The sequence below is a fragment of the Sphingomonas colocasiae genome (genome assembly GCF_019880585.1).
Taxonomy (GTDB): Bacteria; Pseudomonadota; Alphaproteobacteria; order Sphingomonadales; family Sphingomonadaceae; genus Sphingobium_A; species Sphingobium_A colocasiae.
Window position 1 is genome coordinate 50,151 of sequence record NZ_JAINVV010000014.1, and the last position, 20,685, is coordinate 70,835.

The 20,685-nt window shown below is 67.3% G+C and carries 17 protein-coding genes; all 17 read right to left on the reverse strand.

Translation table 11 applies throughout. The features are described 5' to 3' along the window. Nucleotides 1-5: 5 nt before the first annotated feature. The gene (locus tag K7G82_RS26960) at nucleotides 6-1,805 is read right to left on the reverse strand and encodes a tetratricopeptide repeat protein (protein ID WP_222993185.1); all 1,800 of its coding nucleotides are present in this window, start codon (nucleotides 1,803-1,805) and stop codon (nucleotides 6-8) included. A 189-nt stretch (nucleotides 1,806-1,994) separates the two neighbouring features. Further along, the gene (gene ftsZ, locus K7G82_RS26965; protein WP_222993187.1) at nucleotides 1,995-3,425 is read right to left on the reverse strand and encodes a cell division protein FtsZ; all 1,431 of its coding nucleotides are present in this window, start codon (nucleotides 3,423-3,425) and stop codon (nucleotides 1,995-1,997) included. 174 nt (nucleotides 3,426-3,599) lie between these two features. After that, nucleotides 3,600-4,862 (reverse strand): cell division protein FtsA, encoded by a 1,263-nt coding sequence (gene ftsA, locus K7G82_RS26970; protein WP_222993189.1) that lies wholly within the window; start codon nucleotides 4,860-4,862, stop codon nucleotides 3,600-3,602. Further along, nucleotides 4,843-5,832 carry a cell division protein FtsQ/DivIB gene (locus K7G82_RS26975; protein ID WP_246623918.1) on the reverse strand — a complete coding sequence of 330 codons (990 nt, stop codon included), beginning with the start codon at nucleotides 5,830-5,832 and terminating at the stop codon, nucleotides 4,843-4,845. The genes ftsA and K7G82_RS26975 overlap by 20 nt, the downstream gene beginning before the upstream one ends. After that, the gene (locus K7G82_RS26980; RefSeq protein WP_222993191.1) at nucleotides 5,829-6,779 is read right to left on the reverse strand and encodes a D-alanine--D-alanine ligase; all 951 of its coding nucleotides are present in this window, start codon (nucleotides 6,777-6,779) and stop codon (nucleotides 5,829-5,831) included. Before K7G82_RS26980 ends, K7G82_RS26975 begins: the two co-directional genes overlap by 4 nt. After that, the gene (murB, locus tag K7G82_RS26985; RefSeq protein WP_222993193.1) at nucleotides 6,746-7,645 is read right to left on the reverse strand and encodes a UDP-N-acetylmuramate dehydrogenase; all 900 of its coding nucleotides are present in this window, start codon (nucleotides 7,643-7,645) and stop codon (nucleotides 6,746-6,748) included. The genes K7G82_RS26980 and murB overlap by 34 nt, the downstream gene beginning before the upstream one ends. Further along, the gene (gene murC, locus K7G82_RS26990) at nucleotides 7,642-9,072 is read right to left on the reverse strand and encodes a UDP-N-acetylmuramate--L-alanine ligase (protein WP_222993195.1); all 1,431 of its coding nucleotides are present in this window, start codon (nucleotides 9,070-9,072) and stop codon (nucleotides 7,642-7,644) included. Before murC ends, murB begins: the two co-directional genes overlap by 4 nt. Further along, a complete protein-coding gene (murG, locus tag K7G82_RS26995; protein WP_222993197.1) occupies nucleotides 9,069-10,235 on the reverse strand; it encodes an undecaprenyldiphospho-muramoylpentapeptide beta-N-acetylglucosaminyltransferase in 1,167 nt (388 codons plus the stop codon). Before murG ends, murC begins: the two co-directional genes overlap by 4 nt. Further along, the gene (locus K7G82_RS27000; protein ID WP_222993199.1) at nucleotides 10,232-11,431 is read right to left on the reverse strand and encodes an FtsW/RodA/SpoVE family cell cycle protein; all 1,200 of its coding nucleotides are present in this window, start codon (nucleotides 11,429-11,431) and stop codon (nucleotides 10,232-10,234) included. Before K7G82_RS27000 ends, murG begins: the two co-directional genes overlap by 4 nt. Before the next feature lie 20 nt (nucleotides 11,432-11,451). Next, complete coding sequence (gene murD, locus K7G82_RS27005; protein WP_222993202.1) at nucleotides 11,452-12,729, reverse strand: UDP-N-acetylmuramoyl-L-alanine--D-glutamate ligase; 1,278 nt, start codon at nucleotides 12,727-12,729, stop codon at nucleotides 11,452-11,454. Beyond that, nucleotides 12,726-13,796, reverse strand: coding sequence for a phospho-N-acetylmuramoyl-pentapeptide-transferase (gene mraY / locus K7G82_RS27010; protein ID WP_222993204.1), 1,071 nt, complete (start codon nucleotides 13,794-13,796; stop codon nucleotides 12,726-12,728). Before mraY ends, murD begins: the two co-directional genes overlap by 4 nt. After that, on the reverse strand, nucleotides 13,796-15,172 hold the full coding sequence (locus K7G82_RS27015) for a UDP-N-acetylmuramoyl-tripeptide--D-alanyl-D-alanine ligase (RefSeq protein ID WP_222993206.1): 1,377 nt from the start codon (nucleotides 15,170-15,172) through the stop codon (nucleotides 13,796-13,798). Before K7G82_RS27015 ends, mraY begins: the two co-directional genes overlap by 1 nt. Then, a complete protein-coding gene (locus tag K7G82_RS27020) occupies nucleotides 15,169-16,584 on the reverse strand; it encodes a UDP-N-acetylmuramoyl-L-alanyl-D-glutamate--2,6-diaminopimelate ligase (protein WP_222993522.1) in 1,416 nt (471 codons plus the stop codon). Before K7G82_RS27020 ends, K7G82_RS27015 begins: the two co-directional genes overlap by 4 nt. Beyond that, complete coding sequence (locus K7G82_RS27025; protein ID WP_222993208.1) at nucleotides 16,584-18,281, reverse strand: peptidoglycan D,D-transpeptidase FtsI family protein; 1,698 nt, start codon at nucleotides 18,279-18,281, stop codon at nucleotides 16,584-16,586. The genes K7G82_RS27020 and K7G82_RS27025 overlap by 1 nt, the downstream gene beginning before the upstream one ends. Next, nucleotides 18,278-18,913: a colicin transporter gene (locus tag K7G82_RS27030; RefSeq protein ID WP_222993210.1), complete on the reverse strand. Its 636-nt coding sequence runs from the start codon at nucleotides 18,911-18,913 to the stop codon at nucleotides 18,278-18,280. The genes K7G82_RS27025 and K7G82_RS27030 overlap by 4 nt, the downstream gene beginning before the upstream one ends. Next, on the reverse strand, nucleotides 18,910-19,875 hold the full coding sequence (rsmH, locus tag K7G82_RS27035; RefSeq protein WP_222993212.1) for a 16S rRNA (cytosine(1402)-N(4))-methyltransferase RsmH: 966 nt from the start codon (nucleotides 19,873-19,875) through the stop codon (nucleotides 18,910-18,912). Before rsmH ends, K7G82_RS27030 begins: the two co-directional genes overlap by 4 nt. Then, on the reverse strand, nucleotides 19,872-20,354 hold the full coding sequence (locus K7G82_RS27040; protein WP_222993214.1) for a division/cell wall cluster transcriptional repressor MraZ: 483 nt from the start codon (nucleotides 20,352-20,354) through the stop codon (nucleotides 19,872-19,874). Before K7G82_RS27040 ends, rsmH begins: the two co-directional genes overlap by 4 nt. Between the last annotated feature and the right edge of the window lie 331 nt (nucleotides 20,355-20,685).

Genomic DNA, 20,685 nt, shown 5'->3' on the forward strand with positions numbered 1-20,685 from the left:
ATCCGTCATCGTCCGCCGAGCTTCTCGATCTCCGTGCCGGCCGGGCTGGTCCAGGCGAAGCCGGTGATGCCGGCCTTTTTCAGGAAGTCGCTGGCCTTGCCGGCGGTCGGGAACGGGCCGACCAGCAGCCGGCGGGTCGCCTTGAACGGCACCGTCCAGCCCGTCATGCCCTTGAACGCGGCCGGGGACTTCTTGACCAGCTTGCCATAGTCGGTGACGAGCGCGCCCTTGCTCGCCCCAGTCGCGATCTGCGCCCAGATCCGCTCCGGGTGAAGCTTTTTCGGATCGGGCTTCGCCGCAGCCTTTTTCTCGGCGGCTTTCTTATCGGCCTCTTTCTTGTCGGCAGCCTTTTTATCGGCCGCCTTCTTGTCCGCGGCTTTTTTGTCGGCAACCGCCCTGGCGTCGGCCACGGGCTCATCCGCTTCCTTCGCCACCACCGGCGCCGCGGGTTTGCGCGCTGCGGGGACGGGCACCGGCACGGCTTCGACCTGTTCGAGTTCGAGCCCCTGCACGATCGAGGCAAGCGATCGCTCAAGCGGTGTCGGCGGCGAAGACGGCTGCGGCGATGGCGCGGGCGTTGGCGCGGTCGGTTCGGCCCTGGGCGGCAATGCCGCCGTCACCGCAACGCTGGGTGTCGATGCCGCCTGGGCAAGGCGAACGGGTTCGTCCTGACGGGCCGGTGCGGTCACCGGCTGGCTGAATCCCGGCGCCGGCGCAGGATCGCGCGCCACCGGCACGGCGGGTGCGAGATCGGACATCGGCTTCGAAACCGGCGGAGCGGTTCGTGTCGCCGTGGACGCGGGTGCGCGGCTGGGCGCCGATACGGCCGGCGCCGGCCTGACGGTATCGGTCCGCGCGGCGAGCGCGACCGGCGCGCCGGGACGGCGCCGCGGTTCGCGCGAGACCGGCACGGGCGGCGCCGTCGCCGGAGCGTCGTCATCCTCCGCCTCGTGCCCCGAATCCATCGGTTCGCTCATCGGCACGGACGCGCGCGTCGAGGGCTGCGGCGGTCGCGTATCGATGTCCGCCGCAGCCAGCACCTGCCTGGTCTTGCCATCGGACGGGATACGACCGAAATGCACCGCGGCCGCCTTTTGCGACGCGGAAAGCGACGGCAGGCGCGCGAAGAAGGGGCCCATCGGCACGGCGAGATTGGCGGGCATCACCGTGCGCGCCACCCCGTTCGCGCCTTCGAGATCGCCGCCGATCGCCATGATGAAGGCGCGCGCGCGCCATGCGGCGCGATCCTGGATGCGGAGCAGCGGATCGAGCGTCTGCATTGCCTGTTCGCGGTCGCCGCCGATCGCGTAGGACAATGCCAGGCGGCGCGTGACCTCGGCATCCTGACGGTGCCGCAACGCCGTCTGATAATCGCGCTGGGCACGCCGCGTATCGCCGCGCAGGTCGTAAGCGAGGCCGCGATCGCCCGCGATCTCGGCCTCGGCTATGCCGAGCCCGACCGCATCGTTGAACAGTTTGAGCGCCTCGCGCGGCCGCTCGGTCATCAGCATCGCGCGGGCCAGCCCGGTCTTGATCCGGCCGTTGCGCGGGTCGATTTCTTCCGCCCGCGCGAAGAAACCCAACGCACCATTGGTGTCGTCCAGCGCGAGCGCGGCATTGCCCGCCTCGATCAAGGCGCGGACATTCTGGGGATCCGAAGACAGCGTGTTGAGCGCCTGCGACAGGGTGCGGCCGGCGTCCGCATCGGAGATGAAGGCCGACGATTGCGCGCGCACGGCGACGCTCGGCAGCAGGATGAGCGCGGCCGCTGCTACGGTCGCGCGAAGAGTATGGATGATTGTCATGGCTGGTCCCGCACTGAGCGCGGTGTCGATGAAGCCCAGATGAATTGCAAGCCGAATCCGGCTCAACCGTATCCTGCGGCCGATCGCTTGCACCCGGCATGGAGAAAGGGCCGGACGACGAGAGCGATGCCCCCAGCCATCCGGCCCCTCCGATCGTCCGCCATGCCGGCGGACGCCCCCTTTGACGGGTTACTGGTTGTTCTGGCGATTCAGGAAGCGCGGAATGTCGAGCGGATCGGACTTGCCGTCCGCATCGGCATCGTCGCCCTTCGCCGCGCCACGCGCGATGTTGGACATGCGCTCGAACAGCGTGCCGCCGCCGGTCGAAACGCGCGGCGCGCGCGGTTCGGGCGCGGCTTCGGCCTCGAGCCAGCTCGGCGTGGCCGGCTTGGGCTCCGGCGCGGCCTCGACCGCTTCCGGCGCCTCGACCGTCAGGTCGAGCGGCGCATCGGCCTCGTCCTCGACGATCCGGCCGCTGTCGAGCAACAGTTCGTCCTCGGCGGTTTCGGCGACGGCTTCGGCAACGACCGGCTCGGGCGCCTCCACAACCACGGCGGGTGCTTCCGGCGCGGGCGCGGCCTTCACCGGCTCGGGCGCGCGGTCACGCGCGGTCGGGAATGCGAAGACGCGGGCCGGCTCGGGCTGGACCGAGGTCTCCGCCTCTATGCCGGTCGCAACCACCGAAACGCGGATCTTGCCCTGCAGGTCGTTGTTGAACGCCGAACCCCAGATGATGTTCGCATCGGGATCGACCAGTTCCTTGATGTGGTTGGCCGCCTCGTCGACTTCCATCAGGCGCATGTCGTCGCCGCCGGTGATCGAGATGATCACACCCTTGGCGCCGCGCATCGACACGCCGTCGAGCAGCGGATTGGCGATCGCCTTTTCGGCGGCTTCGATCGCGCGACCGTCGCCCTCGGCTTCGCCGGTGCCCATCATCGCTTTGCCCATCTCGCCCATCACCGAGCGGACGTCGGCAAAGTCGAGGTTGATCAGGCCGGGCATGACCATCAGATCGGTGATGCCGCGCACGCCCTGCTGCAGCACTTCGTCCGCCATCTGGAACGCTTCCTTGAAGGTCGTGTTCGCATTGGCGATCAGGAAGAGATTCTGGTTGGGGATGACGATCAGCGTATCGACATGCTTCTGCAGTTCCTCGATGCCGGCGTCCGCCGAACGCGAACGGCGCGAGCCTTCGAAGCTGAACGGCTTGGTGACGACGCCGACGGTCAGGATGCCCTTGTCGCGCGCGGCCTTCGCGATCACCGGCGCCGCGCCGGTGCCCGTGCCGCCGCCCATGCCGGCCGCGACGAAACACATATGCGCGCCATCGAGCGCACGATCGATCTGCTCCATCGCCTCTTCAGCGGCCGCGCGCCCGATCTCGGGGCGCGAACCGGCGCCGAGGCCCTGGGTGATGCGCAGGCCGAGCTGGATGCGGCGCTCCGCAGGCGAGGCGTTGAGCGCCTGCGCGTCGGTGTTGGCGACGATGAAATCGACGCCCTGGACCTGGCTGGCCATCATGTTGGCGATGGCGTTGCCCCCCGCGCCGCCGACGCCGATGACGCTGATCCTGGGCCGAAGTTCATCGACCTCAGGCGGCATGAATTCGATGCTCATTTGCTTAACTCCCAAGCTTCGTCGTGGGCCAAGCGAATGCCCCTTGACGGTTTTGCACGAACCGATTCGCGGAATCACCAAAAAAGTTAACCCGCGAGGAAAAAATTGTGCCGAGTCGCGGGCGACACCCCCCGCCCCTTGTGGTCAAGGCCAAAGACGAGCCGTTCCGGTTCATCAATAACCCGCCCGAAAGGCCGTGATCAGCCGCTGGATCAGTCCCGCGCCGGCGGCGCGATGCACCATCTGCTGAGCGGGCACGATCGCGCGCAGATCGACCGGATTGGACGCCGCATATTGGACGAGGCCAGCCAATGTTGCGAAGCCCGGCCCGCTATGCGCATCGGGCAGCCCGATCAGGCCGCGCGGCTTGCCCAGACGGACGGCGCGGCCGAGCGCGCCCTGCATGTAATCGGCGATGCCCTTGAGCTCGGCGCCACCGCCGGTCAGCACCACCTGACGTCCGACCGGCCCGGAAAAGCCGAGTTCGCCCAACGCCCTGCCGACCTCGCCGGTCAGATGCTCCAGCCGCTGGCGGATGACCGAGATAAGCTGCGCGCGGGTGATCCGCGTGGTATCGGCATGGTCCCCGTCGGGCGAGATCGGCGCGACCTCGATCATGTCGTGATTGTCGCGCGGGCTCGTCGTCGCCGAACCATAGAAGCACTTCATCCGTTCGGCATGGGTGCGCCGCGTACCGAAGGCGGAGGCGATGTCGTCGGTGATGTCGGCCGCACCGAAGGGGATCGACATCAGCCCGACCAGCATGCCGCCGGCGAACAGCGAAACATTGGTGACGCCCGCGCCCAGCTCGACCAGCGCCACGCCCAGTTCGCGCTCCTCGTCGGTCAGGCACGCCATGCCGGTGGCGACCGGCGAGGCGACGATCGACTTGACCTTGAGATAGGCGGAGCGGACGCACAGATCGAGATTGCGCACCGGCGAACCATCGGCGGCGACGACATGGATATCGACGCCCATGCGATCGGCATGAAGGCCCAGCGGGGTCTTCACGCCACGCAAACCGTCGAGCGTATACAGCGTCGGCAGGGCATGGAGCACCATGCGCCCGTCCGGATCGATCGAACCGCGCCCGGCGGCGAGCAGTTCGTTGATGTCCTCCTGCTCGATCCTGTGGCCGCCCAGCTCGACCTCGACCGAGGCGATATCGCTGACCAGTCCGCCAGCGGAGAAGCTGACCCAGACATCCTCGATATTGGTGCCCGCGATCCGTTCCGCCTGTTCGACCGCTTCGCGCACCGCGCGTTCGGTGGCGGCCATGTCGGCGATATAGCCGCGCTTGACGCCCTGGCTCTCACGCTGGCCGGTGGCGAGCACGTTGATCTCGCCGCTCTCGGTCTTCTCCGCGATCAGTGCGGACACCTTCCACGAGCCGATGTCCAGCGCGGTGATCAGCCCTTCAGCCCGCGGTTGTGCCATTGCCCTTGTCCTTCCTGCTGTCCTTGCCGGCATCCTTCACGGACTTGGTGTCGCCGTCGGCCGCCTTGGCAATCGTGGTTTCGTCGGGAACGATCGGACGCGCCGCACCCTTGGGAGGCAGGCGCACATAGAATTTGTCGGGAATGCGCATGTCGAAACGCACAAAGCCCCGGCCAAGCAGGCGATCGGTACCGTCCATGCGCGCGAATTTGACCAGCGCCGCCGCCGCTTCCGGCCCGCCCTCGGGCAGCGCCAGCGTCTCGCCCGACTGGAAGCGCAGATCCCAGCGACGCTTGCCGATCCAGCTCGCGCCCGCCAGCATCGGCTTGAGCGCGGGCGCGGCTTCGAGCAGCGTGTCGAGCGCCGCGATCTGCTTGTTGGCGTCAGGGCCGACGACCAGCGGCAGATCGGGCATCGATCCGATCGACACCGGCTCCAGCTCGACGCCGGTCGCGTCGATCAGGCTCAGCTTCTGCGCATTCTGCCAGATCGCCGCCGGCTTGCGCTCGACGATGTCGATCAGCAGCGTGTCGGGCAGGCGGCGCGACACGCGGGCGTCTGCGATCCAGCCATAGGTCATGAGCTGGCGGCGCACCTTTTCCAGATCGACCAGCGGCATCGCCATCGAATGCTGATCCGCCGCGATCGCATAGACGGTCAGCCGTTCCATCCGGTCGACGCCCGTCAGTTCGATGCGCTTCACTTCGAAACCCGCGCGACCCGTCATCTCGGCAAGCGCGACGCCGGTCGCCTGGGGCAGACCCATCATCGTCGCCGCCGTGCCCGCGAGAAGAATGATCAGCGCGATCATGCCATAGCCGGCGACGCGCTGGATCGTCTCGATCGGAACCGGCAGCGCCTCCGCCAGCCGGGTCATCATCGACTTGCGCTTGGCCGCCGGCCTGCGACCGGAAACCTTGGGCCGGGCGCGCCCGGCATTGCCCCTGCGGATAGTGGATGCGCTGCTCATAGGGCGTCCCTCACGATGCGGTCGCACAGTTCGGCATAGGAAATGCCGCAATATCTGGCCTGCTCCGGCACCAGGCTGAGGGGCGTCATGCCGGGCTGGGTGTTGACCTCGAGCAGATAGAGTCCGTCGAGGCCACGCTCGTCGTCCCACCGGAAATCGGACCGGCTCGTGCCCCTGCAGCCGAGCAGGCGGTGCGCGCGGACCGCCATGTCGAGCGCCGCTTCGGCGATATCGGCCGGGATGTCCGCGGGGCAGATATGGTCGGTCAGCCCGTCGGTATATTTCGCATCATAATCGTAGAAACCGCTCTTCGGCCGGAGTTCGGTGACGGCCAGCGGCTTGTCGCGTAGCACCGCGACAGTCAGTTCGCGGCCGCGAATGAAGGGTTCGGCCAGCAACCGGTCGAAATGCAGCCAGGGGCCCTCGACGTCGCGGCCGATCGGGTCGCCATAATTGCCGTCCCTGGTGACGATCGCGACGCCGACCGACGAGCCTTCATTGACCGGCTTCAGCACATAGGGCCGGGCCAGCGGATCGGCATCATGAACGCTCGCGCTTTCGACGATCCGCCCTTCGGGCATGCGAATGCCATGCGGCACCAGCAGCAGCTTGGTCAGTTCCTTGTCGATCGCGATCACCGAGGTGGCGATGCCGCTGTGGGTGTACGGGATCTGCATCAGATCGAGCATGCCCTGCACCGTCCCGTCCTCGCCGGGCGAGCCGTGCAGCGCGTTGAACACCACATCGGGGCGGACGCCGGCGATCACCTGCGCGACGTTGCGATCCATGTCGATGCGCGTGACCTTGTGGCCCAGGCTTTCGAGAGCGTCGGCGATCTCCTTGCCGCTGGACAGCGAGACTTCGCGTTCGGCCGACCAGCCGCCCATCAGCACCGCGATGTGAAGGGGCTCGCTCACTTGGTCACTCCGATACGCTGAATTTCCCATTCGAGCGTCACGCCCGATTGCGCCTTCACCCGGCGCCGCACTTCCTCGCCCAGTTCCTCGATCTCGGCCGATGTCGCCGAACCCAGGTTGAGCAGGAAATTGCAATGTTTCTCCGACACCTGCGCGTCGCCGATCCGGAGACCGCGACAGCCCGCCGCATCGATGAGCGCCCAGGCCTTGTGCCCGTCCGGATTCTTGAAGGTCGATCCACCGGTCCGCGAGCGCAAAGGCTGCGACGCTTCGCGCTCGGTGGCGATGCGGTCCATCTCCGCCTGGATCGCGGCGGGATCGTCGATATGCCCACGGAAGGTGGCGCCGACGACGATGCAGCCGGCCGGCAATTCGCTGTGGCGATAGGTATAGCCAAGCTCGGTGAGCGCGAGGGTCTTGCGCTCACCCGAGCGCAGCACGACCTCGCAATCGACCAATATGTCCTTGACCTCACGGCCATAGGCGCCGCCGTTCATGCGGACGAACCCACCCACCGTGCCCGGAATCGAGCGCAGGAATTCGAGGCCGCCGATGCCCGCGTCGCGTGCGGTGGACGAAACCAGGATGCCGCTCGCCCCACCGCCGCAGGAGAGGGTGGTGGCGTCGATGCGCTCGACCTTTGCGAACGGCTTGCCCAGGCGGACGACCACGCCGGGCACGCCGCCGTCACGCACGATCATGTTCGATCCGAGCCCAAGCCCCATGACCGGAACCGAGGGATCGAGCTCGGCGAGGAAATCGCTCAGATCCTCGATATCCCTGGGCTCGAACAGCCATTCGGCCACACCACCCGCCTTGAACCAGACGAGGGGCGCGAGCGGCGCCTGCGGCGTCAGCTTGCCGCGAACGCGGGGAATGGTGTCGATCGCGCTCATCCGTCCACCCCGGACCGCGCCGCCGTGATGCCGTCGGCAAGGCCCGCCGCCCATTTGGTGATGTCGCCCGCCCCCAGGCACACGACCATGTCGCCGGGCTGGATGTCCTTCGCAAGCGCATCGGCCAGCGCCTGCGCGCTCGCGATCTCGTTCGCCGCGCGATGCCCGCGCTGGCGCAGCCCCGCGACCAGCGCGGCGGAATCGACGCCTTCGACCGGCGCCTCGCCGGCGGCATAGACGGGGGTCACATACACGATATCGGCGTCGTTGAACGCCTGCTGGAACTCGTCCATCAGATTGCCGAGGCGCGAATAGCGATGCGGCTGGACAACCGCGATCACCCGGCCCTTCACGCCTTCACGCGCGGCCGCGAGCACCGCGCGGATCTCGACCGGATGATGGCCGTAATCGTCGATCACCGTCACCGAACCGCCGTCGAGCGCGACTTCGCCGACCTTGGTGAAGCGCCGCTTGACGCCGCCGAAGCGCGCGAAGCCCTGCTGGATCGTCGCATCATCGATGCCCATTTCCAGCCCGACACCGATCGCGGCCAGCGCGTTCTGGACATTGTGGCGCCCCGGCATCGGCAGTTCGACGCCCTCGATCCGGCGCAGCGATCCGTCGCGGTTGCGGATGACGACGTCGAAGCGATTGCCGCCGGGCACCGGCGTCACCAGTTCGCCGCGCACATCGGCCTGGGCGGAAAAGCCATAGGTCACGACGCGACGGTCGCGGATGCGCGGCAGGATCGCCTGCACCTCCGGATGATCGAGGCAGAGCAAGGCCGCGCCGTAGAAGGGCACATTCTCGACAAATTCGATAAAGGCGGATTTCACCGCATCGAACGAACCATAATGGTCGAGATGCTCGGGATCGATATTGGTGACGACCGCGATCGTGCCATCGAGGCGCAGGAAGCTGCCGTCGCTCTCGTCGGCTTCCACCACCATCCATTCGCTGGCCCCCAGCCTGGCGTTGGACCCATAGCTGTTGATGATGCCGCCGTTGATCACCGTCGGATCGATCCCGCCGGCATCGAGCACCGCGGCGATCATCGAGGTCGTGGTGGTCTTGCCGTGCGTTCCGGCGACCGCCACCGTCGATTTGAGCCGCATCAGCTCAGCGAGCATTTCCGCGCGGCGCACCACGGGGATGCGCAGCTCATAGGCGCGCTCGACTTCGGGATTGCCGCGCTTGATCGCGGTCGAGGTGACGACGACCGCCGCCCCTTCGACATTCTCGGCCTGCTGGCCGATCATCACCTTGATGCCGCGCGAGCGGAGTCCCTCGATCACATAGCTTTCGGCCATGTCCGAGCCCTGCACCGAATAGCCCATATTGTGCATCACCTCGGCGATGCCGGACATGCCGATCCCGCCGATGCCGATGAAGTGGATGATCCCGATATCGGTGTTGACGCCTTTCATGCCAGCGCGCCCTCTCCGTTCGGAACGGCGGGGCGGCCTGACGAAGCGGGCACCAGCGTCTGCACCGGCACGGCGCCAAGCCCTTCGAGCAGGTCGGCGAGATCGCTCGTCGCGTTGGGCCGGCCGCACTGCCACATGCGCCGCGCCGCATTGGCGAGCGATCCGGGCTCAAGCGCCAGCTTCTGCATCTGCTTGGCGAGTTCGACGGCGGTGAACAGATGCTGCGGGATCGAACGTGCGCCACCCGCCGCGACCGCCTCCGCGACATTGTAGGTCTGATGATCGTCGGTCGCCGACGGCAGCGGCACCAGGATCGCGGGCCGGCCGGCCACGGTCAGTTCGGCGACGGTGGATGCGCCGGCGCGCGCGATCACCAGATGCGACCAGCCCAACCGCTCGGGCAGATCGGGCAGATAGGTGGCGAGATCGGCGGGAATGCCGAAATCGGCGTAGATCGCACGGACACGGTCGATATCCTCGGCACGGCATTGCTGCGTCACCTGCATCCGCCGCCGGAAGTTGAGCGGCAACAGGCCGAGCGCATCGGGCACGACGGAGGACAGGATCGTCGCACCCTGGCTGCCCCCGGTCACGAGCAGGCGGAAAATGCCGTCCTCCTCCAACGCCGGGAAAGGCTCGCCACGCAGCGCCATCACTTCGTCGCGCACGGGATTGCCCACCAGATGCACCTTGCCGGCATGGCGCGCGGCGAGCCGCTTCACATCCGGATAGGCGGTCGCGATCGCGTCGACGCGGCCGGCGAGCAGCCGGTTGACGCGGCCGAGCACCGCATTCTGTTCGTGAACCGCCGTGGGGATGCCCGCCTTGAGCGCGCCGAGCAGGGCAGGCAGAGCCGGATAGCCGCCAAAGCCGATCACGGCGGTCGGCTCGAACGTCTCATAGAGCCGTATGGCCATCGCGCGGCCGGCCAGGATCGATCGGGCCGCCGCCCACAAGGCCGCCGGGCTCTTGCTGATCCGCCCGGCGGGCAGCACATGCGTCTGCACGCCATCGAACAGGCCGGGGATCCTGGCACCACGATCATCGGTGACCAATGCGACGCGGTGACCGCGCTTCATCAGCTCGGCCGCCAGCGCATGCGCGGGAATCATATGGCCGCCGGTGCCGCCGGCGGCGAGGACGAAGTGACGCGTCACCGTCATTTGCCGCTCCATTTGAAGACATAGGGGGAGCGAACGAGATACGGGTTCCGCCGCGTGAAGGCCAGCAACAGACCGAAGCCGAGCGACAGGGCGAGCATCGACGAGCCGCCATAGCTGATGAACGGCAGCGTCATGCCCTTGGACGGCGCGAGCTGCGTATTGACCGCCATGTTGATCATCGCCTGCACGCCGAACTGGGTGGTGAGGCCGGCGGCGGCGAGAAGCTGGAACTGATCCTCCTCGTCCAGCAGCTTCACGAACACGCGCACGACGATCGCCACATAAAGCAGCGCGATGCCGAGGCATGCGATCAGCCCGAATTCCTCGCCGATCACCGAGAAGATATAGTCGGTATGCGCTTCGGGCAGGCGGAACTTCATCTCGCCGCCGCCCGGCCCGGTGCCGAGCAGCCCGCCCGCCGTCAGCGTGGCGTGCGCCATGTCGGTCTGATAGGTATCGCCGGTCTGGAAGATGAAGTCGTTGATGCGCCGCGTCGCGGTATCGTAAAACAGATAGGCGCCGATCACGCCCGCCACGCCCGCGCCGAACAGCCAGCCCATGATGCGCAGGCTGACGCCGGACAGCAGCAGCAGTGCCAGCCATACCGTCCCGAAAATGACGGTCTGGCCGAAATCGGGCTGCTTCATCAGCAATACCGCGATCACACCCATCAACAGCGCCGACAGCGGCACCACCGGCAGGGTGCGATCCTGCACCTTCAGCGACAACAGCCAGGCCATGCCGACGGTGAAGCAGGGCTTCAGGAATTCGGACGGCTGGAACTTGGCGAAACCCGAGCCGATCCAGCGCTTCGCGCCATTGACCTCGCTGCCCAGGATCGGGACCAGCGCGAGGCAGAACAGGAAGATGCAGGCCAGCACCAGCGCCATGCGCCGCGCGCGTTCCTTGGGCATGGTCGAGATGATGAGCATCACGGGCACGCTCAGCACCACCCAGACGAGCTGGCGGTAGAGATAATGATATTGATCGAAACGCACCGTGCCTTCGGAATAGCGCTCGGCGGCGGCGGGCGACGCGGCAGCCACCGCGATGATGCCGATCGAGATCAACAGCGTGACGAGCAGCAGCAGGACGCGATCGATCTCCCAGAACCACAAGCCAAGCTGCGGGTGCTTGTCGCGCGTGTTCTGGCGCGACACCACCGCCTTGCTGCGGGGAACGACGGGTCCGGTCATGGGGCCTGGAATCGTGGCCATCAGGCGAGCGCCTCCACCGCGACGCGGAAGGCTTCGCCCCGCGCTTCATAATCCGTGAATTGATCGAAGCTGGCACAGGCCGGCGACAGCAGCACGGCTTCGCCCGGCCGCGCGGCATCGGCCGCGCGCGCCACCGCCGTGCGCAGATCGCCGCAGATGCTGACGGGCATATGGGCGCGCAGCAGACCGGCGAACATCTCAGCCGATTCACCGATGGTATAGGCCGCGCGGACATGACCGAAATGCGGCGCGCAGGCATCGAGCTCGTTGGTCTTGGCGCGCCCGCCCAGGATCCAGTGGATCGCCGGATAGGCCGCGAGCGCCGGCGCGGTCGAAGTCGGGTTGGTCGCCTTGCTGTCGTTGACGAACAGCACGCCGTTACGTGTCGCCACGCGTTCCATGCGGTGCGGCAGGCCGGGATAGCTGGCGAGCGCCGCCGCGATCGCTTCCTCGCCGATGCCGAGCGCGCGGGCCACGGCGATCGCGACCGCCGCATTCTGCGCATTGTGCGGCCCCTGCAGCGTCGGCCAGCCGCCCTGATCGCCGGCGTCGGCGCCCGCGACGCGCAACAGGCGATGATTGACGCGCGACGCGATCGCGCGGCTGGGATCGTCCTCGGTCGCGATCACCGCGACATGGCCGGACGATTGCAGCGCGAACAGCCGTTCCTTGGACGCCGCATACCCCTCGAACCCGTCATACCGATCGAGATGGTCGGGCGTGATGTTGAGCAGCACCGCGACATCGCAGTCGAGCGAATGCGTCAGGTCGATCTGATAGCTCGACAGCTCCAGCACATAGACGCCGCCCGCCGCCAGCGGATCCTGGCCGAGGATCGGCAGGCCGATATTGCCGCCCATCGTCGTCGGCAGGCCGGCGGTCTTTGCGATATGGTGGATGAGCGCGGTGGTGGTCGATTTGCCGTTGGTGCCGGTGATGCCGACCACCTTGTGCGCCGGCAGGCCGCTACGCGCCTGCGCGAACAATTCGATATCGCCGATCACCGGAACGCCCGCATCGCGCGCCTTTTGCGCGATCGGATGACGGTTGAGCGGCACGCCGGGCGACACCACCACGCCGTCAAAACCAGCAAGGTCGATCGCCAGCGGATCGGCGATCGCGACCGAAGCGCCGAGCGCGGCGCGCGCTTCGGCACGTTCGTCCCACGCGGTCACATGCGCGCCGCTCGCGACGAGCGCGCCGACCGTCGCCAGCCCCGATCGGGCAAGGCCCAGCACCGCATAGCGCTTGCCGGCAAAGGCGTCCGAAACGATCACCGCAGCTTCAGCGTCGACAGGCCGGCAAGCGCCAGCACGATGGAGATGATCCAGAAGCGGATGACGACCGTGGGTTCGGACCATCCCATCTGTTCGAAATGATGATGGATCGGCGCCATCTTGAACACGCGCCTGCCGGTACGCTTGTAGAAGAACACCTGGATGATGACCGACAGCGCCTCGACGACGAACAGGCCGCCGATGATGCCGAGCACGATTTCGTGATGCGCGGTGACGGCGATCGCGCCGAGCGCGCCGCCCAGCGCCAGGCTGCCGGTATCGCCCATGAACACGGCCGCCGGCGGCGCGTTGAACCACAGGAACGCAAGCCCGCCCCCGATGATCGCGCCGCACAATATCGTCAGGTCACCCGCGCCCGGAATGTGCGGAATACCCAGATAACCCGCATATTTGGCGTTGCCGACCAGATAGGCGATCAGGAGGAAGGCCAGGCTGGCGATGATCACCGGGAAGGTGGCGAGGCCATCCAGCCCGTCGGTCAGGTTCACGGCATTGCCGAACGCCACGATCGTGAAGGCGGCGAACGCGATGTAGAACCAGCCCAGATCGAGCGGCGGATAATTGAGGAAAGGCACATAGAGATGCGTGCCCGACTGGCTCAGGATCATCCAGCTCGCGATCCCCGCGATCAGGAATTCCGCCGCCAGCCGCGTGCGGCCCGAAACGCCCTTGTGGCTTGCCTTCCTGACCTTGTCGTAATCGTCGAGGAACCCGATCGCGCCGAAGCCCAGGGTGACGAACAGGCACGCCCAGACATACATGTTGCGGATATCCATCCACAACAGCAGCGACAGCGACACGGCGGTCAGGATCATCAGCCCGCCCATGGTGGGCGTGCCGCGCTTGGCGAGATGGGTCTGCGGGCCGTCGGTACGGATCGGCTGCCCCTTGCCCTGGCGCACGCGCAGCCAGCCGATGAAGCGCGGCCCGATGATCAGGCCGATGAACAACGCGGTCGCGATCGCTCCGCCCGTGCGGAACGACAGATAGCGGATCAGGTTCAATATGCCCGGGAAACCAAGCTGTTCGGCAAGAAGATAGAGCATCAGTCCGTCCCGCCCGCCAGCGCGTCGACGACGCGGGCGAGTCCGATTGAATTCGACCCCTTGATGAGGACCGCGTCTCCGGGCTGAAGCATTTCCGACAGGGCTTCGAGTGCCGTCGCGGCGTCGGGCACATGCGCGAAATCGACGCTGCCCTCAAGCCTTGTCGCCAGCGCCGCCATCTCCGGACCGACGAGCAGTGCGAAATCGACGTTGGCTTCCTCGATCGGCGCCGCGATTTCGGCGTGGAAACGATCGCTCGCTTCGCCCAGCTCGCGCATGGCGCCGAGCACGACCAGCCGGCGATCCGCCGATTCACGGCCGAGCTGGCGGATCGTCGCCACCATCGACGCCGGATTGGCGTTGTAGCTTTCGTCGATCAGCAGCGCGCTGCCGCCGTCGATGGCGATACGGTGCCGCGCGCCCCGCCCCTTGAGCCCTGGCATTTCGGCGAGCGCAAGCCCGGCCGCCGCCAGATCGCCGCCGACCACCTCGACGGCCGCGATCACCGCCATCGCGTTGGATACCCAGTGCATGCCCGGCTGGGAGATGGTGAAACCCAGTTCGCCGCCGGGCAGATGCGCCGTCACCAGCGTGCCGCCATTGGCGGCCGGCACCGCCTCGACCGCGCGGACATCGGCGCCCTCGCCCAGGCCGAAGGTCAGAATGGTGCCGGCATAAGGCCGGGCGGCGGCGATCAGCCGGTCGCGATGGGGGCTGTCGAACGGCACGATCGCGGTGCCGCCGGGTTCGAGCCCCTGGAAGATCTCGCCCTTCGCGTCGGCGATCGCCTCGACGCTGGCGAAGAAGGCCTGATGCGCGGGCGCGATCGCGGTGACGATCGCGACGTGCGGGCGCACCATCCGCGTCAGCGCCGCCAGTTCGCCTTCATGGTTCATGCCCATCTCGAACACGCCGAACCGGGTATCGGCGGGCATGCGCGACAGGCTCAATGGCACGCCCGTGTGATTGTTGTAGCTCTTGACCGAGCGATGGACGCGGCCGGGCGCCGACCGTTCGAGCGCCAGCGCCAGTGCTTCCTTGGTTCCGGTCTTGCCGACCGAGCCGGTGACGCCGACGATGCGCGCCGCCGTCCGCGCGCGCGCGGCGGTTCCCAGCGCCTCCAGCGCCACCATCGTGTCGGCGGTCAGGATATGCGGGTGATCGACGGCCTGGCTGGTGATCGCGCCGGTCGCGCCGCTGGCGAAAGCCTGATCGATGAAGCGGTGGCCGTCGGTCGCCTCGCCCTTCATCGCCACGAACAGGTCACCGGGGCCGATCTCACGCGAATCGAACGCGACGCCGCCCACCGCGAACTCTGCGGACGCCGCGCCCGCGACCGCGGCCGCGATCTCGGCGGAGGTCCAGAGCGCCGTCATGCCGCGCACTCGCGCGCGACGGTCACGTCGTCGAAGGGCAGCACCAGATCGCCGACGATCTGGCCCTGTTCATGCCCCTTGCCGGTCAGCAGCACGATATCGTCGGCGCCGGCTTCGGCGATCGCTTCGGCGATCGCCTCGCGCCGCCCGGCAACCTCGACCGCACCGGGCGCGCCAGCCATCACGTCACGCCTGATGGCGGCAGCGTCCTCGGTGCGGGGGTTATCGTCGGTGACGACAACATGATCCGCGAGCCTGATCGCGGCGGCGCCCATTTCGGGCCTTTTGCCCTTGTCGCGATCGCCGCCGGCACCGATCAGGATGATGATCCGGCCCCGCGCATGCGGGCGAAGCGCCGCGATCGCGGCCTCGATCGCATCGGGCGTGTGCGCATAGTCGACATAGACGGGCGCGCCCGCCCTGGTGACCACCGCGCGCTCCAGCCGGCCGCGCACCGGCTGCACGCGCGCCAGATTGGCGAGCACCGTCGCCAGCGGCCCGCCTGTCGCCAATGCCAGGCCAGCCGCCGTCAGCGCGTTCGCCGCCTGATAGGCGCCGATCAGCGGCAGGTTCACCTTGTGCGTGCCGCCTTCGGCTTCGATCGTCAGCGATTGTCCATACTGGGTGGGGGAACGGGCGATCAGCCGAAGCGTATCGCCGCGCTCTCCCACACCCAGCACTCCGAGCCCCCGCTCGAGAGCCGTGCGAACCACTTTTTCCGAAGCCGGATCGTCCATCCACACAACGGCCTTGCCGCCGGGCGCGACCACTTCGGAGAACAGCCGCAGCTTGGCGGCCAGATAGGAATCCATGTCGCCGTGATAATCGAGGTGATCGCGGCTCAGATTGGTGAAGGCGGCCGCCTGAACAGGCAGGCCTTCGGTGCGATATTGCGACAGGCCATGGCTCGACGCCTCGAAGGCGAGGTGGGTCACGCCCTCGCGCTCCAGCCCCGCGACATTGGAGAGGAAAGTGACGATGTCGGGCGTGGTGAGGCCGGTCTTGGCCTGGTCGCCCGCGGTGGTCACGCCCAGCGTGCCGATCGAGGCGGCGTTGAATCCAGCCATCCGCCAGAGCTGGCGCGTCAGTTCGACCGTGGAGGTCTTGCCGTTGGTGCCGGTGACCGCGACGACCGTTTCCGGATAGGGCGCGAAGAATTTCGACGCCAGCCGCGCGAACGCCTCGCGCGGTTCGCTCGCCGCGATATGGACCGCGCCTTCCACCCTCACCTCGGGCCGGGCGACGATGGCGACCGCACCGTCGGCGATCGCCTGGGCGATGAAATCCTCACCATTGAAGCGCGCGCCGGCGAATGCGCCGAAGACGGTACCCGGCGCGACCTTGCGATGGTCGATGGCGAAGCCCGTCACCTGTGCGGACTCGCTGCCCCCGGTGAGCGCGCTCAATCGCATCATTCCTCGCCCTTCGCCTTCCAGATCAGCGGGGTCAGATCGGACACATCCACATCCTTCTTCTCGTCGGGAATGACGCCCAGCATCGGCCCGGTGCGCGCGATCACCTTCGACACCACCGGCGCGGCGGTCCAGGCGGCGGTGGTCAGGCCGAAGGTCTCGGCCGTACCCTTGGGCGCGTCGAGCATCGCGATCACGACATAGCGCGGCCTGTCCATCGGAAAGGCGGCGGCGAAGGTCGAGACGTTGACGCGCTTCGAATAGCCGCCGATGCCGGGTTTCTCGGCGGTGCCGGTCTTGCCGCCGACGCGGAAACCGACCGCATCGCCCTTGCGGCCGGTGCCGTCCATCACCACCATGCGCAGCAACTGGCGCATGCGCGCGCTGGTGCTCTCGGTGAAGACGCGGCGCCCCTTGGGGACATGATCCTTGTCGAGCTTCAGCACCGTGGCCGGGCGCAGAACCCCGCCATTGACGAGCGCGGCATAGGCGCTGGCCAGATGCAGCGGCGTCACCGCGATGCCATGGCCATAGGCGGTGGTGAGCGTCGTCGCGCGGCCCCAGTTGCGCGGGTAGAGCGGGAAACCCTTTTCGCGCAGGTCGATCGCGGGCGCCGCCGCGAAGCCGAGCTTGTGGAACAGGTCCTCCATCCGCGCCTGACCCATTTCGTCGGCGATGCGCGCGGTGACGATGTTGGAGCTGTGGATCAGCGTTTCAGGTACGTTGAGCCAGCGGCCCGACGGGTGGTCGTCCTTGATGCGGAAGCGGCCGATCGCGACGGGCGCGGTCGCGTCGTAGCGCTTGGCCATCGAATTGACGACGCCGCCATCGATCGCCTGGGCGATGGTCAGCGGCTTGAAGGTGGAGCCCAGTTCGTAGACGCTCTGCGTCACATTGTTGCGGCGTGCTTCATCCGGCGAATTGCCGAACTTGTTGGGATTGAACACGGGCAGCGACGCCAGTGCGAGCACTTCGCCGGTGTCGACGTCGAGAACAAGACCGGTCGCGCCCAGCGCGCTGTGCCGCGTCATCGCGGCATAAAGCTCGCTTTCCATCGCCGCCTGGACGCGGCTGTCGATCGACAGCATCGCGGGCGTGCTGCGCGTGGCGGGATCGGTCAGGACCTTGTCCAGCACCTTCTCCATGCCGATCACGCCATGGCCATCGAAATCGGTATAGCCGAGCACATGCGCGGCGAGCGTGGTCTGCGGATAGAGCCGCTCGGGCTCGCGCGCGAACGCCATGGCCGGCTCGCCCAGCGCGTTCACCGCCGAAACCAGTTCGGGCAGCGCGCGGCGGCGCAGATAGGTGAAGCTCTTGCCCGATCGCAGGATCGCCAGATATTCCGCCTCGGACTTTTCGGGCATCAATCGCGCGAGCTGCGGCGCCAGATCCTCCGGATCGCCGAGCAGGCGATCGGGATGGACCCCCACCGACCAGGCATCGATGGTGCGCGCCAGCGGCACGCCGTTGCGATCGACGATATCCCCGCGCGCGGGGACGAAGGTGGAGCCGATATAGCCACGGCGCGGCGGATCACCGAACGCGCCGAGCCAGAGCAGCCGGCCGCCGATCAGCGTGCCGATACCCAGGAACATCAGCATCAGCATCATCAGCCGCAGATAGGCGGTCGACAGCCATTGATGCCGGGTGCCGGTATCGCGAACGCGGTGCGGGCGCGCGATCAGCGTCGTCATCGCCGCCCCCCGCTTTCCGCTCTGGCGCGGCTCGCCAGTTCGCCGATCAGGCCGTCATCGAGCAGCTTGGCTTCGAGCAGGTCGATCGGCTTCTTCGCTTCCTTGCGCTTCGGCTCGGGCTTGGCGACCGGCTTGGCCACGGCGACGAGCACGGGCTGCGGCTTGCGCGCCTCTTCCGCCAGCACGCGGCGTTCGGTGGCGGCGGCGGGCCGTTCGACCGCATCGCTCGCGACCGGGGCCGCCGGCTTCGCCGCATCGGGCGCGGGAACCGATGCGGCGGGCGCCGTCGTCATCGCCATCAGCACCGCGCTGGGCGCATAGCGCGGCCCCGGCACGATACCCGAACGATCGAGCGTCGCCAGCGCACGCTCGTTGCCGACGAACTGGTCGGCATCGGGTGTGGTCAGCGCCAGCACCTCGCCATTCCAGCGCTCGAGCTGGCGCAGGCTGGCGCGCGTGCCCAGCTCGGTCTGAAGCTGGCGGATGTCCTTGCGCGCGGACAGGATCTGGCGATCGACTTTTTCCAGATCGGTCCGTTCGGACGCGACCTGAGAGGTAATCATGTACAGGCCCATCACCGCGCAGGTGCAGGCGGCAAGCCGCTGGAAGGACTGGAAGCGCTTCGCGATCATGCCGCATCCTCCCGTGCCGGGGCCGCGGTGCGGCGCGCCACGCGCAACGTTGCCGAGCGCGCGCGCGGATTGCGCGCGAGTTCCGCCTCACCGGGGCGCACGGCCTTGCCGACCGCTTCGAAACTGGGTTCAGGCCCTTTGACGGGCATGCCGGGCAAATGGCGAGAGCCCTGCGGCGCGGCGCCGCTGCGATCGCGCAGGAAGCGCTTGACGATGCGATCTTCCAGGCTGTGGAAGGTCACCACCGCCAGCCGCCCGCCCGGCTTGAGCGCACGTTCGGCCGCGGCCAGCCCGTCCTCGAGTTCGCCGAGTTCGCGATTGAGGTGGATGCGGATCGCCTGGAAGGTCCGCGTCGCGGGATCCTTCTTGTCATGCGGCTTGTATCCGGTGGCGCGGCGGACGATCTGCGCGAGTTCGCCGGTGCGCGTGATCGGGCGCGCGGCGACGATGGCGCGCGCGATGCGGCGGGATTTGGGCTCTTCGCCAAGCGTATAGATGATGTCGGCGATCTCGGTCTCGTCCGCGGTGTTGAGGAAATCGGCGGCGCTCTGGCCCGACTGCTCCATGCGCATGTCGAGCGGTCCGTCCGCCTGGAAGGAAAAGCCGCGCTCCGCGCGATCGAACTGCATCGACGATACGCCGATATCGAGCGTCACGCCGTCGACCGCCGATATGCCGCGCTCAGCCAGCGCGTCGGCCATGCGCGAGAAGCGCTCGGGCACCAGGATCAGCGCGCCCTCGCTTTCGGCGACCAATGCCGCACCGTCGCGGATCGCATCGGGATCGCGATCGAAGGCGAAGACATGCGCCCCCCTGGCAAGCATCGCGCGCGAATAGCCGCCGGCGCCGAACGTGCCGTCGACATGCGTCTCGCCCGGCGCGATCGCCAGCGCATCGATCACTTCGTCGAGCAGGACGGGCACATGCGGGGCGGCCGATGGCCCGGTGGCGGAGACGGTCATTTCGCCCCCCGCTGCTCGAGGAAGAATTCCAGCGCGATCTTCGCTTCCTCGGGCACGAGATCCGAGTCCATGGCAAGGGCCGGATTCCAGATCTCGATATAGTCGCCGACGCCGTAGAAATAGGCGAGATCCTCGAGCTTGCCGAGGCGGCGGACAAGCGGCGAGATGATGAAGCGGCCGGAGGTGTCGAACGGAACGGTCTCGATCGTCGCGAAGGCCTGGCGCGCCAGATATTCGCGCGTGACCGTGGGATCCTTGCGCTCCGCATAGTCGCGTTCGAGCGTTTCGGGGATGCGCTTGATATAGGGCTTGTCGAAACAGGTCAGGCAGGGGGCGTTTCGACTGCGGACCAGGCCGATCTCGGGCGCGCCGCCGCTGTTTTCGAGGATCAATCCGCGAAGCTGGGCAGGAATCGCGACCCGACCTTTGGCGTCGATCGCGCTCAGCCCCCCTCCGACATAGATCTCCCTGTTCGTCACCGTCGGCTCGCCCTTGCACTCAGGCGAGCCTCTCCCGTCCGGAAAAGCGGCATCGCCGCTTCCGCCCATCACTGCTGCATGGGGAGACCCCGCCTGTACCCATTAGGTATCAGGGGCAGTGCGGGGAATAAAGGGGTTTTCTGGGGATTTCCGGGGACAGATAGAACTTATTGATTTTGCTTGATATTTTATGGATCCAAAATCACTGTTCAGGCCCGATATTTAGATTGTTCTTATTATGTTCGCAATTTCCTCCTGAGACTCGACCGAATCCGCAAATGAAACGCCCTAAATTCAAGACGAACGGCATGACGACAACTATGGAGTCGGA